The sequence below is a fragment of the Acinetobacter sp. GFQ9D191M genome (assembly GCF_011174875.1).
Taxonomy (GTDB): domain Bacteria; phylum Pseudomonadota; class Gammaproteobacteria; order Pseudomonadales; family Moraxellaceae; genus Acinetobacter.
Window position 1 is genome coordinate 1 of sequence record NZ_JAALGV010000096.1, and the last position, 14,331, is coordinate 14,331.

The window sequence follows — 14,331 nt, forward strand, 5'->3', positions numbered from 1 at the left end:
TGCTAGTCTAGAGCCTTATTTAAAGTCACTGCAAACTCCAAATATTGCACCTTTTGGTTCAGCTTTTCCAAATGCTGAACTGTTATATAACAGCCGGTTTATGCAGATTTTGGCGCAGCATAGCAAAAGAAAAAGCAGTTATAGCCATCAAAATCATATGCCACCGGGTAATCAGGAATTACGCCAACTGATTGCCAATCGCTATCAGTTACAAGGTATAAACTGTACTTCGGATGACATTGTCATTACTTCTGGTGCCTTGGAAGCCCTCAATCTGTCTTTACAGGCTTTGACTCAACCTGGTGATTTTATCCTGCTCCAGCAAACCATTTTTTATGGTGCCTGGCAGGCGGCTGAACGTTTAGGCTTGCAAGTCATCACAATCCCTGAACATCCGCAGTTTGGTTTTGACCTGGAATCGTTTGAACAGGCCCTTAAACAGTATCCGATCAAAGTTTGCTGGCTGATGCTGAATGTGCATAATCCGATTGGCTTTACGGTAAATTCAGAGATCAAGCAAAGAATTGCGGAACTGTTGAATGAATATCAGGTATATCTGATTGAAGATGATGTCTATCAGGAACTCAATTACGGCGCTCATAAACCGGTTTCCGTAAAATATTTTGATCAGCATCAACGGGTATTGCACTGCTCTTCATTTTCTAAAACTCTGGGCATGGGTGCGCGGGTCGGCTGGGTTTTCGCTGGCCCATTTTCCGATGCAATCCAGCATTTACAGCTCATGAGTACTTTGACTGTTAGTCCGCTATTACAAAATGCATTGGTTGATTTTCTGTCCCATCATCATTATGAAAAGCATTTGCGCCATTTAAGACAGCAACTAGAAAAGTATAAGCAAAAGTTTTATCAGGAACTTAAAGCGCGTTTAGATTCAGTCTGTGAAATTTATTATTATTCCAGTGGCTATTTTCTCTGGATCAAATTGCCGGAACAGCTGGATGGTCAGGTTTTATATGAACAGCTGATTCAGCACAATATTGCCATTGCCCCTGCTTTGCTGTTTAAACCGGAACATACCAGCCAGAATTATATTCGCCTGAACTGTTCATTTGACTGGACCTCTGAGATAGAAAATGCTGTCAATGTACTGGCAGAGATGATCTTGAATTATGCAAAAAGCGTGGATTAATTCATCCACGCTTTAGGTTTCTTATGTAAAATCGCTAGAGCTTAGAAACTGTAAATTGCAACTGCATTCACTCGGTTATCTTCACCTTTTGTACTGCCATTTGGTGCAGCACCCAATGCTTCACGTTCACCATAAACATATTCCAGGCCAAAACTCAGCGGTTTTGTAGGGTTATAGAACACATTAGCCCAAGCCTGCCAAAGGTCTTTGTTCACTGCTGTTAGATTCAGACCAGGAGCAGCAAGATAGCCATTATCTTGGTCGAAATTCATATAACCATAGCCTACAGTACCACGCAATTTATCATTAAACTGCTGCGTTAGGCCTACAGTAATCGAGTCGAATTCACTCTGTAGAAGATCTCCATTAGCAGCTGTAACGACACCTGGATTAGCGTAAGAGACAAAACTGCTATCCCCTTTAACATGATAATAATCTGCCTTAAGGCTGGTGCCTGGAACAAACTCGTATTTCGCACCTAAGCCCACACCCCATGCAGTTTTTTCATCTTCATTCACGCGTTTTTCATTCCCCATCGCACGCGCACTGACAGAAAGATTATCTGCAAATTTGTGGTTTAAGCGTGCTGTTAAGGCAGGTAAACGCTGTTTGATTCCCGTAATGGTCGCATCTTTCGGATCTTCTACTGCAAGCACCAGATTGGTTGCCGGACTCAAAGTACTGGTATGACGAATCTGAGGGGTCCGTTTAATTGAACCGCCAGCATAAACCAGTGCATCTACAGTCTCAGGTATATAGTCCGGAGTTGCAAAGTTTGACCAGGTTTGGCCAATTAACCAGTCAGCATAGCTGATATAGGCATGACGGATACGCAGGTTGTCAAAGCCAGCTCCACCCAGGAAATCGACCTCAACCTTACCACTTAAGGCATTTTCCCCAGCACCCACGGGCGCTTTAAAATCCATCCCTAAACGGGTGGCTGAAAGCGTAGATTTAAACTCATCACTGCGTTCATCCACGCCTTCAAGAGGTACCGTATTAATCTGGTTATACATACGTGTCGCTGCACCGCCCTCAGCCTGATAAGAGGCATCAGCACGGATATTACCGTACAGATTAAACTCGGCCCCACTGGCAATTTTCATCACAGGTTTGCTCGCAGGGGCTACTGCTGTATTTGCAGGTGCCGGCGTTGTCGCTACAGGTGCAGTCACAGCAGCTGTCTGAGTCTGCTGCTGTTCAATCAAGGCGCGTAGAGCTTGAACCTCCTGACGCAACTGCTCAATTTCCTGCTGATTGGACTGAGCTGGAGTTTGTGCCTGGGTAAACAAGCTGATACCCCCTAAACTCATTGCCATCATGCTCATCAGAACCGTGCGTTTTAATGTGATTGTTTGATTATTAAATAATTGTTTCGTGTTCATCCTAAACTCACTTTTTTATTATGCGTCTCGATTCTAGCAACAGATCACCACCGCTTACGATGGCGATCTCTATCATTAGAAGTGTTTTCTTTATTAACTGAAATTTAACTTTTTAACTGGTTTTTTCTGCCAGTGAATCTGGCTGAATAGTTGTCGCTGTAAGGGCTTGACCATCTACCGAGGTTTTTAAATTCACCAGGAAAATTGCCAGCGCCGCGATTAAACCGGGAATCGCAATTGCAAAGAAGTTCATTTGATGCGGTAAATTCATGGTGAGTAAAGCACCTGTCAGTACCGGTCCAACAATCGCACCGATACGTCCAATCCCGGAAGCCCAACCCATGCCGGTAGAACGCACCGTTGATGGATAATATTGTGCCACGAAGGTATAAAGCAGAATTTGTGAACCAATGGTTGCTGCACCGGCCACTGCAATCAAGCTGTAAAGCACGAATTGCGGACTGTTATAACCGAGCAGGATTAAAGAAGCTGCCCCGCAAAGAAACATCATTGTCAGTACTTTTTTGATATGGAACCGGTCTGCCAGATAACCTCCACCAATAGCTCCGATCATGCCGCCAATATTTAAGGCAAACAGGAAGATCATGCTGGCACCCAGAGAATAACCGGCTTGGATCATCAGTTTTGGTAACCAGCTACCCAGTGCGTAGACCATTAATAAACACATGAAAAATGCCAACCAGAACATAAAGGTACTAAATGTGCGGCCTTGCTGGAATAGTGCTTTTAAAGGTACTTCATCGCCTTTTTGCACTTCATTCAGGACAAACTGGGTGTCAGATCCAATTATCTGTGTTGGCGAGATTTTCTGGATAATGCTTTGCGCTTGAGCAGTCTGCTGCTTATTGGTCAGATACATCAACGATTCTGGTAAATATTTCCAGAGTATCGGCAGGAACAGTAAAGGAGTACCCGCAAGTAAGAACATGATTTTCCAGCCAAACTGTGGCACCAGCCATGCGCCAAGTAAGGCAGATGTCATGCCGCCGATGGCATAGCCACTAAACATCAAGGCAACTAATGTACTGCGAATCCTTTTTGGTGCGTATTCCGTCATCAGGGCAACAACGTTTGGCATCACGCCCCCAATTCCGAGTCCGGCAAGAAAGCGTAAAATTCCGAATTCGACAGGTGATGTTGCAAAGGCACCGATAAACGTAAAACCACTAAAGATCGCGACACAGATCATGATGGTTTTTTTACGTCCCAGTTTATCGGACAAAGTGCCGAAACTCATCGCTCCAAACATCATACCGAACAAGGCGGTGCTGGCTAACATGCCTGCCTGTACTGCACTGAGTGCCCATTCCTGCATCAGTAGCGGTAAAGCCACGCCGTAAATTACCAGGTCATAACCGTCAAAAATAATGATCAGCAAACACCAGATCAGGACGCCCCAATGAAATGGCGTGAACTTTGCTTCATCAATCAGCGTATTTATATTCACTTTATTTGTAGACATCTCCACCTCCTAATTGTGAAGTTCAATTTATGAGATTCACAATGCAGAAGATGTGCATAAATGTCCAAAACTGAATAGGCATGCTTCTATACCTATAAAGTCTGCCTTAAAGAAAAGGCTTTATTTACTATGCCTTAATGATATTCATCCAAAAAATGAAACCTTCATTCAATATTAAAATATGGATTCGCTTTATTCCCTATAAGATCCAGACAGGTATTGATCTGAATTAAAATACAGCACGATCATATTTAATCGCTTCAAGATCATAGACCTGATAGACCGCATCAAACAGATATCGAATATATTCACTTTCATCCATATTACGAATAGCCATAAAAACCGGACTGACCGCAAATTCATCTAATAAAGGGATAAAGTTTAAATGTGCCAGACGAATATTCTGGGCACTTTCCGGCACAATACAGACGCCCTCTCCGGCAGCCACAAAACCAAGCGCCAGTTGCAATTCACTGACTGCACGGATATTTTTCGGTTCCAGCCCATACTCGGAAAATATACCGCGCACCTGGGTAGAAAAATTAGCCTTACCATTATTCGGGTATAAAAAGAGTGGCTGATCCACCAGTTCAGTCAGGTTCACGCCATCTCGATGGGAAAGAAAATGGCTGGAATGTGCTGCGACCATCAGCCTTTCTTCACGCAGTAACACCCGTTTCACTGCCGGATCTGAAATCCTTAAACGTCCAAAACCGACATCAATCCGCCCTTCTTTAAGTGCCTGAATCTGCTCTGAAGTATTCATTTCAACCATCTCAATTTTGAGCTGGGGATGTTGCTGCTTAAATAGAAACACAATACGCGATAGCAAACCGAACAATAACGAGCCAACAAAACCAATGCTAATGGTGCGATCCGCGATACCAATCCGCTTGGTCATCGATTTGATTTCTTCCGCATTAGACAAAAGTTTAACCGCATGTTGATAGAAGAATTGACCTGCTTCTGTGGTCTTAAGCGGTCGGCTACCTCTTTCAAAGAGCTGAATATCCAGTTCCTGTTCCAGATTTTGTATCTGTCTGCTTAAAGGTGGTTGAGCAATAAACAGTTTTTCTGCCGCCTTGGTAAAACTTTGTTCTTCGACGACTGCGACGAAGTAACGCAAATGCCTGAGTTCCATATTATTGCATACCTTTAAAGTATAAAAAAATGCTAAATCGATCTTAGACCAATCAAAATTATTCTTTTAAGGTATATCAAGTCAAAACATTAAAGCAAGAATGTGAAGCGTAATTATGTATAAGTCAGTTGAAACCTTGCTGGTTCAAATACCGACGATCCGTCCTCACAAGATGGCTGTCGCAACCATGCAAACCCAGACACTGGTCCTGGTCAAAATCACCACCGAAGACGGCTATGTGGGTTGGGGCGAAGCCACCACTATTGGCGGTTTAGGCTACGGTGAAGAAAGCCCAGAAAGTGTCAAAGTGAATATTGAGACTTACTTTGCACCGCTTCTGAAAACATTATCAGGTTTGAATGTTGCACAGACATTACAAGCCATCAAAAAGAATATTAATGGTAACCGTTTTGCCAAGTGTGCCATTCAAACTGCGCTACTGGATATTCAGGCACAACGTTTGAACCAGCCACTGAGTGAAATTCTAGGTGGACGTTTACGTGACAGCGTACCAGTGCTGTGGGTCCTGGCATCTGGCAATACCGAGAAAGACATTGCTGAAGCCCAGAAAATGATTGCGGCCAAACGCCACAATATTTTCAAACTGAAAATTGGTTCTCGTCCAGTGGAACAGGATGTTGAACACGTGCTTGCCATTAAACAGGCATTAGGCAAAGACATTTCGATCCGTGTTGATGTGAACCGTGCCTGGACAGAGCTGGACGCGATTAAAGGCATTCAGTTACTCCAGGACGGCGGCATTGACCTGATTGAACAGCCATGTGCCATTGATAATCTGGATGCAATGCGACGTCTGACCCAGCGTTTTGATATCGCCATCATGGCGGATGAATCCTTGATGGGACCACAGTCTGCCTATCAGATTGCACGTCAGTATGGCTCATCAGTTTTTGCAGTTAAAGTGGCGCAATCCGGCGGCCTGATTGAAGGTTGTGAAGTTGCAAAAGTGGCACAGCTGGCAGGTATCGATCTGTATGGCGGCACCATGCTTGAAGGTCCGGTGGGCACGATCGCCTCTGCCCATGCCTTCTCGACTTTTGAAAGTCTCGCTTATGGCACCGAACTGTTTGGTCCACTGCTGTTAACTGATGAAATTTTAAGAACCCCACTCCAGTATCAAAACTTTGAACTTGAGATTCCGAAAGGACCAGGTCTGGGTATTGAGTTGGATGAAAACAAAATTGACAACTTGCGTCGTCAATAATTCCAGGAGAACCCCATGCTTTTCCAAGTACGAATGGACGTCAATATTCCAAAAGATATGCCGGTTGAACAGACCAATGAAATTAAGGCAGTTGAAAAAGCCTATTCACAGGATCTGCAACGTCAAGGTAAGTGGCGTCATATCTGGCGCATCACCGGACAGTATTCAAACATCAGTATTTTTGATGTTGAAAGCAATGAAGAGTTGCACAACCTGCTACAAGGCTTGCCGCTCTACCCGTATATGAACATCAAAGTTATGGCATTGAACCGCCATCCATCATCGATTCGGGATGATGACAAGTAATGAATAAATTCGGGAATGGAAATGAAAGAGTTTTCTTCCCCCCTTACACCTGAGGGTAATCCAAAAGGACTTGTGGCCAGCAAGATTTAGCCAGCCAAACGAATGCTAAACATGCGCCACTAAAATATGAAAGACATACTTTAGGAGCAATAGTATGAACCGCCAAGAAATTGATGCACTGGTTAAAAAAATGAATGTCGATACAGCGACAGGACCAGTTGATGAGCGTGTACAACAAGTTGTTGTACGTTTATTAGGTGATCTTTTCCAGGCTATTGAAGATCTTGATATTTCTCAGACTGAACTCTGGAAAGGTCTGGAATACTTTACTGATGCAGGTCAAGCCAATGAATTAGGCTTACTGGCTGCAGGTCTGGGTCTGGAACATTACTTAGACTTACGCGCGGATGAAGCAGATGCCAAAGCAGGCATTACTGGCGGTACACCACGTACCATCGAAGGCCCGCTGTATGTTGCAGGTGCTCCTGAGTCAGTTGGTTTTGCGCGTATGGATGACGGTTCTGAAGAGGGCAAAATTCCAACCCTGATTATTGAAGGCACAGTGACCGATACTGACGGCAACATCATTGAAGGTGCAAAAGTTGAAGTCTGGCATGCCAACAGCCTGGGCAACTACTCTTTCTTTGACAAGTCGCAATCTGACTTTAACCTGCGCCGTTCTATCTTTACCGATCAAGACGGTAAATATGTTGCCCTGACTACCATGCCGGTCGGTTATGGCTGTCCACCTGAAGGTACTACCCAGTTCGTACTGGACAAATTAGGTCGTCACGGTAACCGCCCATCTCATGTGCATTACTTCGTATCTGCACCGGGTTACCGAAAGTTAACCACACAGTTCAATATCGAAGGCGATCAATACCTGTGGGATGACTTTGCCTTCGCCACACGTGATGGGCTGGTCGCAACTGCTGTTGATGTGACCGATGAAGCTGAAATCGCACGCCGTGGTTTAAATGGTCCATTCAAACATATCCAGTTCAATATTGAACTGGTGAAAGACCAGGCTGCAGCGCCAAGCACTGAAGTAGAACGTCGTCGCGCAAGCGCTTAATTCAAAATGGAATCGGGATGTCAGTCTGAGCAACATCCCGATGACTTCCCCTCCTTGGAAAGTCGGAGACTGGACATGCCTCGTATTCCTGTAATTAACACCAGCCATTTAGACCGTATTGATGAATTACTGGTCGATGATTTTGAATCTGGTGAATTTAAACTGCACCGTTCTGTATTTACTGATCAAGCCCTGTTTGATCTGGAAATGAAATACATCTTTGAAGGAAACTGGGTTTATCTGGCCCATGAGAGCCAGATTCCCAATAACAACGATTACTACACAACCCATATTGGCCGTCAGCCAATCATCATTGCACGTAACCGCAATGGCGAACTGAATGCCATGATCAATGCCTGCTCTCACCGCGGTGCACAACTGTGCCGTTATAAGCGTGGCAATAAAGCAACCTATACCTGCCCATTCCATGGCTGGACATTCAATAACTCGGGCAAGCTGTTAAAAGTGAAAGATCCGGCTGATGCAGGCTATTCAGATTGCTTTAACCAGGACGGTTCTCATGACCTGAAAAAAGTAGCTCGTTTTGAAAATTACAAAGGCTTCTTGTTTGGCAGCCTGAATCCGGATGTTCCTTCTCTGGAAGAATATCTGGGTGAAGCCACCAAGATTATCGACATGATCGTGGGTCAGTCTGAGCAAGGTCTGGAAGTTTTACGTGGTTCATCGACTTATACCTATGAAGGTAACTGGAAGCTGACTGCAGAAAACGGTGCCGATGGTTATCACGTCTCTGCCGTGCACTGGAACTACGCCGCGACCACTCAGCAACGTAAGGAAAAAGAAGCTGGCGATAATATTCGTGCCATGAGCGCAGGTTCATGGGGTAAACAAGGCGGTGGTTCTTACGGCTTTGAACATGGTCACATGCTGCTTTGGACACAATGGGCCAACCCGGAAGACCGTCCAAACTTTGCTAAGAAAGATGAATATACCGAGCGTTATGGCGAAGCCATGGCGAAATGGATGATCGAACGTTCACGTAACCTGTGTATCTATCCAAACGTTTACTTCATGGATCAGTTCGGCTCACAAATCCGTGTTCTGCGTCCAATCTCTGTCGATAAGACTGAAGTGACGATTTACTGTATCGGTCCTGTCGGTGAAGAGCCTGAAGCCCGTACCCGCCGTATCCGCCAGTATGAAGATTTCTTTAATGCTTCAGGTATGGCTACACCAGACGATCTGGAAGAATTCCGTGCCTGTCAGGCAGGTTATGCCGGTATCGCACTGGAATGGAATGACATGTGCCGTGGTTCCAAGCACTGGATCCATGGCCCTGATGATGCTGCCAATGAAATTGGTTTAAAACCAAAACTGTCTGGCATTAAAACCGAAGATGAAGGTTTATACCTGGCTCAGCACCAGTACTGGTTAGAACTGATGAAAAAAGGTATTGCGACCGAGAAAGAGATTGCAGCATCAACTGAAGGAGAAACCGCATGAGCGACATCACTTTAGAAAATATTGCACAGTTCCTGTATCAGGAAGCCCGCTTTTTAGATGATGAGCAATGGGATGACTGGTTACAGTGCTACGCCCCTACTGCTTCTTTCTGGATGCCAGCCTGGGATGATGATGACCGTCTGACTGAAGATCCACAGTCTGAAATCTCACTGATCTATTACCCTGACCGTCAGGGCCTGGAAGACCGTGTGTTCCGGATCAAGACAGAACGTTCATCTGCCACCATGCCGGATACCCGTACCAGCCATAACATCTGCAATATTGAAATTGTGGAACGTGATGGCGACAAAGTCACTGTACGTTTTAACTGGAATACCCTGAGTTTCCGCTACAAAACCAGTTACAGCTACTTCGGTATGTCTCGTTATGTAATCGATTTTTCAGGCGAAAAACCACAGATTTTAAGCAAATACGTGGTACTGAAAAACGATTACATCAACCAGGTTATCGACATTTATCACCTCTAAGACTGTCTCGACAGCAAGGTCAAACCTTTCAGCCAGGGAAATATGGCTGAAAGGCTAAGTTTCAAAGATTTATATAGGATATTCAGCCATGTCAAACCACAATGTTGCACTCCAATTTGAAGATGGCGTTACACGTTTTATTAGTGTTGCCCAAGGCGAAACCCTGTCCGATGCAGCTTACCGTCAAAAGATCAATATCCCTCTAGATTGCCGTGACGGTGCATGTGGAACGTGCCGCGCTTTTTGTGAATCAGGTGCGTATGACATGCCTGAAGAAATGTACATTGAAGATGCACTGACACCAGAAGAAGCCGCAGAAGGTTTTATCCTGGCTTGCCAATGTAAACCGACTTCGGATGCCGTGTTCCAAATTCAGGCCTCCTCTGATGTCTGTAAAACCGAGATTCATGCATTTCAAGGTACGTTGGCCCGTGTAGAAAACCTGTCTGATTCCACCATTACCTTTGATATTCAACTCGATGATGGTCAACCAGATATCCATTTTCTGGCCGGACAATATGTCAATGTCGGCATTCCTGGCACCACTGAAACCCGTTCTTACTCATTCAGTTCCAAGCCGGGCAACCGTTTAACCGGCTTCGTGGTGCGCAATGTGCCGAACGGCAAAATGTCGAGTTTCCTCAGTAAAAATGTCAAAGCCGGCGACAAGATGACCTTTACCGGTCCATTCGGCAGCTTCTATCTGCGTAATGTGACCCGTCCGGTATTGATGCTGGCAGGTGGTACAGGCATCGCGCCATTCATGTCGATGTTACAGGTACTGGAAGAAAAAGGTTCTGAATATCCAGTACGTCTGGTATTTGGTGTGACCAATGACTTTGACCTGGTGGCCATTGAAAAGCTGAATGAACTGCAAGACAAATTCCCATGGTTCGAATATCGCACAGTGGTTGCAAATCCGGAATCTGCGCATGAGCGTAAAGGTTATGTGACTGGTCATATTGAAAATGAATGGTTAAATGGTGGCGATGTCGACATCTATCTGTGTGGTCCAGTGCCAATGGTTGAAGCGGTTCGCGGCTGGCTGGATGCGGAAGGTATTAAACCTGCCAGCTTCCTGTTTGAAAAATTCTCTGCCAACTAAGTTTAGAAGCCGGAGAACCTCATGAACTGTAACCCAAGATTTGAAAATAAAGTCGTGATCGTGACTGGTGCTGCGCAAGGCATCGGTCGCGGTGTCGCGATTCAGGTGGCGAGCGAAGGCGCTCAAGTCATCATGGCCGATCTTTCTCCCTATGTAGAAGAAGTATTGGCAGAGATTGAAGCCACAGGTGGCGATGCGATTACCGTCAAAGCCGATCTGGAAACTTATGCCGGTGCTCAATCTGTCGTTGAAAAAGCCTTAGATACCTATGGTCGTGTCGATGTACTGATCAATAACGTGGGTGGTGCCATCTGGATGAAACCTTTTGAAGAATTCTCTGAAGAAGAAATCATCAAGGAAGTGAACCGCTCGCTTTTTCCAACCATGTGGTGCTGCCGTGCAGTGCTACCGCAAATGATCAAGCAGCAACATGGCACCATCGTGAATGTGTCTTCGATTGCAACCCGTGGCATTAACCGGGTGCCTTATTCGGCTTCTAAAGGTGGCGTAAATGGCCTGACGGCTTCCCTTGCCTTTGAACATGCCAAAGATGGTATTCGCGTTAATGCAGTTGCAACGGGTGGCACCGAAGCACCGCCACGCAAGATTCCACGCAATGCCAAACCGCTGAGCGAACAGGAAGAACAATGGATGCAGGATGTGGTCGACCAGACCAAGGATCGCAGCCATATGAAACGCTATGGCACGATCCAGGAACAGGTCAATGCCATTCTGTTTCTGGCTTCAGATGAAGCATCATATATGACTGGAACTATAGTTCCAGTTGGTGGCGGCGATCAGGGTTAAACCTGATTGCATACAGGCTCATTGACCGCAAGGAGGCAACCGCAATGACACACCTGTTTCAAACCCTGAAGGATGACTGGTCGATTTCAGCCACGGTGGCAGGATTTTTAGCCGTGCTGATTTCCTATTCCGGTCCCCTGATTATTTTTTTCCAGGCGGCCCAGCAGGCACAAGTTTCGCCTGCCATGATGATTTCATGGATCTGGGGAATTTCTATTGGTGCGGCGCTCGCAGGTATCTTTTTATCGATTAAATACAAAATACCTGTTGTCACCGCCTGGTCTGCGCCCGGAACGGCACTATTGGTCACGCTGTTTCCCGATATTTCGCTCAATGAAGCGGTTGCGGCCTATATCACCTCTGCTGTGGTGATTTTTCTCATTGGGATTACCGGTTATTTCGACAAATTGCTGTTCTGGATTCCCCAGGAAGTCGCTGCCGGAATGATGGCCGGAATTTTACTGCAGTTTGGTTTAGGACTGTTCACCGCGACCGATACCATGCCCTATATCGTCTTTGGCATGCTGGCGGTGTTTTTGCTGGCCAAGCGTTTCAGTCCACGTTATGCCATGGTCTGGGTGCTGGTTGCCGGTGTGATTTTAAGCATGCTGCTGGGCAAGATTAATCCGGTCACGGCAGATTTCAGTCTGGCAATTCCGCAATTTATTGCACCGGAATGGACTTGGAGTTCCACCCTGAATCTGGCCCTCCCGCTTATTCTGGTCAGTCTGTCGGGCCAGTTCTTACCAGGAATGGCCATTATCAAGATCAGTGGATATGACATGCCTGCCAAGCCAATTATCAGTGCAACCAGTATTGCCTCGCTCGCAGTAGCCTGTGTGGGGGGGATTACTATTGTATTGGCCTCTATTACGGCCGCATTGTGTTTAGGCAAAGACGCGCACGAGCTGAAAGAAAAGCGTTATATCGCGGGTGTGGCGAACGGGCTTTTTTATATTTTAGGCGGCCTGTTTGCCGGCAGCATTGTCATGCTGTTTAGCCTGATGCCGAAGGAATTAATTGCAGCTTTGGCAGGACTGGCCTTACTCGGAGCAATTGCCACTAACATCTCTATGGCGATGGGCAAAGAGTCGCAACGTGATGCCGCACTGATCACCTTTTTAGCAACTGCTTCCGGCATGCATTTCTTGGGGCTGAGTTCAGTCTTTTGGGGGATTTGTATTGGCCTGGTAGCACATTTTCTGCTGTCACAGAAAGACCGTAATGCTGTTCCGGTTGCAACATCAGATTCAAAACGAATTTAAAGAGCTCCATTAGTTTAGGGTATGTAAGGACCAGATTATGATAGATAAAAGTTCATTATCATTGAAAGAAGCACTCTCCCAGATCAAGGATGGTTCTACCATTATGATCGGCGGATTTGGGACAGCGGGTCAGCCTGCTGAACTGATTGATGGTCTGATCGAATTGGGAATCAAGGATCTTATTATTGTCAATAATAATGCTGGTAATGGCGACTATGGTCTGGCGAAACTGCTTAAAGCGGGCGCTGTGCGTAAAATTATCTGCTCTTTCCCGCGTCAGTCTGATTCCTGGGTATTTGACGAACTCTATCGTGCAGGCAAGATCGAACTGGAACTGGTGCCGCAAGGTAATCTGGCTTGCCGTATTCAGGCAGCAGGTATGGGCTTAGGTCCAATCTATACCCCAACCGGTTTTGGTACCTTGCTGGCTGAAGGCAAACCAACCTTGAACTATGAAGGCAAAGATTTTGTCCTGGAAAATCCGATTAAAGCTGACTTTGCTTTAATTAAGGCCCATCAGGGCGACCGTTGGGGCAATCTGGTCTACCGTAAATCTGCCCGTAACTTTGGCCCGATTATGGCGATGGCAGCTGATGTAACCATTGCACAGGTTTCTGAGGTGGTTGAACTGGGTGCACTGGATCCAGAGCACATCATTACCCCAGGAATTTTTGTTCAACACGTTGTTCAAGTTAAACCTGCACAGTAATCACGGATAAGGAGAAGATTCATGAGCTATAACAAACTGACCCGTGACCAGATCGCTGAACGTGTGGCACAAGACATTCCTGATGGTGCTTATGTGAACCTCGGTATTGGTTTACCAACCAAGATTTCAAGCTACCTGCCAAGCGACAAAGACGTATTCCTGCACTCTGAAAATGGCCTGCTGGCTTTCGGTCCTCCTCCTGCTGAAGAAGACCGCGATCCTGAGCTGATTAATGCCGGTAAAGAATTCGTGACCTTGCTCGAAGGTGGTTCTTTCTTCCATCATGGTGATTCATTCGCGATGATGCGTGGCGGTCACTTAGACATCGCGGTACTGGGCGCGTTCCAGGTGGCTGAAAATGGTGATTTGGCCAACTGGCATACTGGTGCTCCGGATGCGATTCCAGCAGTCGGCGGTGCCATGGATCTGGCTGTGGGTGCGAAAAAAGTCTTTATTACCACAGATCACGTGACCAAAAAAGGCGAGCCCAAAATCGTGGCTGAACTGTCTTATCCTGCGACTGGCCTGAAATGTGTCGACCGTATTTATACCGATCTTTGTGTGATTGATGTGACGCCTGAAGGTATGAAAGTGATTGAAAAAGTCGAAGGTCTGTCATTTGAAGAATTGCAGTCAATGACTGGTGCCAAACTGATTGATGCGACTCAAAACTAATTTATAAATCCTCCCTAAACCCCTCCTTTATTAAAGGAGGGACTTTCATCCTT

At 45.9% G+C, this 14,331-nt stretch carries 14 protein-coding genes; 11 read left to right on the plus strand and 3 right to left on the minus strand.

Features of this window, described 5'->3' with window-relative positions; translation table 11 throughout:
• A partial coding sequence (locus G5T77_RS13595) for a PLP-dependent aminotransferase family protein (RefSeq protein WP_166138525.1) occupies nucleotides 1-1,150 on the plus strand: 1,150 nt, incomplete at its 5' end.
• Between the two features lie 41 nt (nucleotides 1,151-1,191).
• Here the strand turns inward: G5T77_RS13595 and G5T77_RS13600 are convergent.
• The 3 genes from G5T77_RS13600 to G5T77_RS13610 form a co-directional block, all read right to left on the minus strand.
• A complete protein-coding gene (locus G5T77_RS13600; protein ID WP_166138521.1) occupies nucleotides 1,192-2,535 on the minus strand; it encodes a DcaP family trimeric outer membrane transporter in 1,344 nt (447 codons plus the stop codon).
• Nucleotides 2,536-2,647: 112 nt separating this feature from the next.
• Nucleotides 2,648-4,018 carry an MFS transporter gene (locus tag G5T77_RS13605; RefSeq protein ID WP_166138519.1) on the minus strand — a complete coding sequence of 457 codons (1,371 nt, stop codon included), beginning with the start codon at nucleotides 4,016-4,018 and terminating at the stop codon, nucleotides 2,648-2,650.
• A gap of 229 nt (nucleotides 4,019-4,247) precedes the next feature.
• Nucleotides 4,248-5,159, minus strand: a complete 912-nt coding sequence (locus G5T77_RS13610; RefSeq protein WP_166138516.1) for a LysR family transcriptional regulator — start codon at nucleotides 5,157-5,159, stop codon at nucleotides 4,248-4,250.
• A 115-nt stretch (nucleotides 5,160-5,274) separates the two neighbouring features.
• Between G5T77_RS13610 and G5T77_RS13615 the strand changes: the two genes are divergently transcribed.
• The 10 genes from G5T77_RS13615 to G5T77_RS13660 all read left to right on the plus strand — a co-directional run bounded on the left by G5T77_RS13615 (nucleotide 5,275) and on the right by G5T77_RS13660 (nucleotide 14,278).
• Nucleotides 5,275-6,384, plus strand: a complete 1,110-nt coding sequence (locus tag G5T77_RS13615; RefSeq protein ID WP_166138514.1) for a muconate/chloromuconate family cycloisomerase — start codon at nucleotides 5,275-5,277, stop codon at nucleotides 6,382-6,384.
• A 15-nt stretch (nucleotides 6,385-6,399) separates the two neighbouring features.
• Entirely contained in the window at nucleotides 6,400-6,690 is a 291-nt protein-coding gene (gene catC, locus G5T77_RS13620; protein ID WP_166138511.1) for a muconolactone Delta-isomerase, read from the plus strand.
• A gap of 154 nt (nucleotides 6,691-6,844) precedes the next feature.
• The gene (catA, locus tag G5T77_RS13625) at nucleotides 6,845-7,765 is read left to right on the plus strand and encodes a catechol 1,2-dioxygenase (RefSeq protein ID WP_104426110.1); all 921 of its coding nucleotides are present in this window, start codon (nucleotides 6,845-6,847) and stop codon (nucleotides 7,763-7,765) included.
• Between the two features lie 75 nt (nucleotides 7,766-7,840).
• Entirely contained in the window at nucleotides 7,841-9,229 is a 1,389-nt protein-coding gene (benA, locus tag G5T77_RS13630) for a benzoate 1,2-dioxygenase large subunit (RefSeq protein ID WP_166138509.1), read from the plus strand.
• Nucleotides 9,226-9,717 (plus strand): benzoate 1,2-dioxygenase small subunit, encoded by a 492-nt coding sequence (gene benB / locus G5T77_RS13635; RefSeq protein ID WP_004785632.1) that lies wholly within the window; start codon nucleotides 9,226-9,228, stop codon nucleotides 9,715-9,717. The genes benA and benB overlap by 4 nt, the downstream gene beginning before the upstream one ends.
• 88 nt (nucleotides 9,718-9,805) lie before the next feature.
• On the plus strand, nucleotides 9,806-10,822 hold the full coding sequence (gene benC, locus G5T77_RS13640; RefSeq protein WP_166138506.1) for a benzoate 1,2-dioxygenase electron transfer component BenC: 1,017 nt from the start codon (nucleotides 9,806-9,808) through the stop codon (nucleotides 10,820-10,822).
• Between the two features lie 21 nt (nucleotides 10,823-10,843).
• On the plus strand, nucleotides 10,844-11,629 hold the full coding sequence (benD, locus tag G5T77_RS13645) for a benzoate diol dehydrogenase BenD (RefSeq protein ID WP_166138503.1): 786 nt from the start codon (nucleotides 10,844-10,846) through the stop codon (nucleotides 11,627-11,629).
• A 44-nt stretch (nucleotides 11,630-11,673) separates the two neighbouring features.
• Nucleotides 11,674-12,894 (plus strand): benzoate/H(+) symporter BenE, encoded by a 1,221-nt coding sequence (gene benE / locus G5T77_RS13650; protein WP_166138501.1) that lies wholly within the window; start codon nucleotides 11,674-11,676, stop codon nucleotides 12,892-12,894.
• Nucleotides 12,895-12,931: 37 nt separating this feature from the next.
• Nucleotides 12,932-13,603 carry a 3-oxoacid CoA-transferase subunit A gene (locus G5T77_RS13655; RefSeq protein WP_086044785.1) on the plus strand — a complete coding sequence of 224 codons (672 nt, stop codon included), beginning with the start codon at nucleotides 12,932-12,934 and terminating at the stop codon, nucleotides 13,601-13,603.
• A gap of 21 nt (nucleotides 13,604-13,624) precedes the next feature.
• The gene (locus tag G5T77_RS13660; protein ID WP_144724688.1) at nucleotides 13,625-14,278 is read left to right on the plus strand and encodes a 3-oxoacid CoA-transferase subunit B; all 654 of its coding nucleotides are present in this window, start codon (nucleotides 13,625-13,627) and stop codon (nucleotides 14,276-14,278) included.
• Nucleotides 14,279-14,331 lie beyond the last annotated feature (53 nt).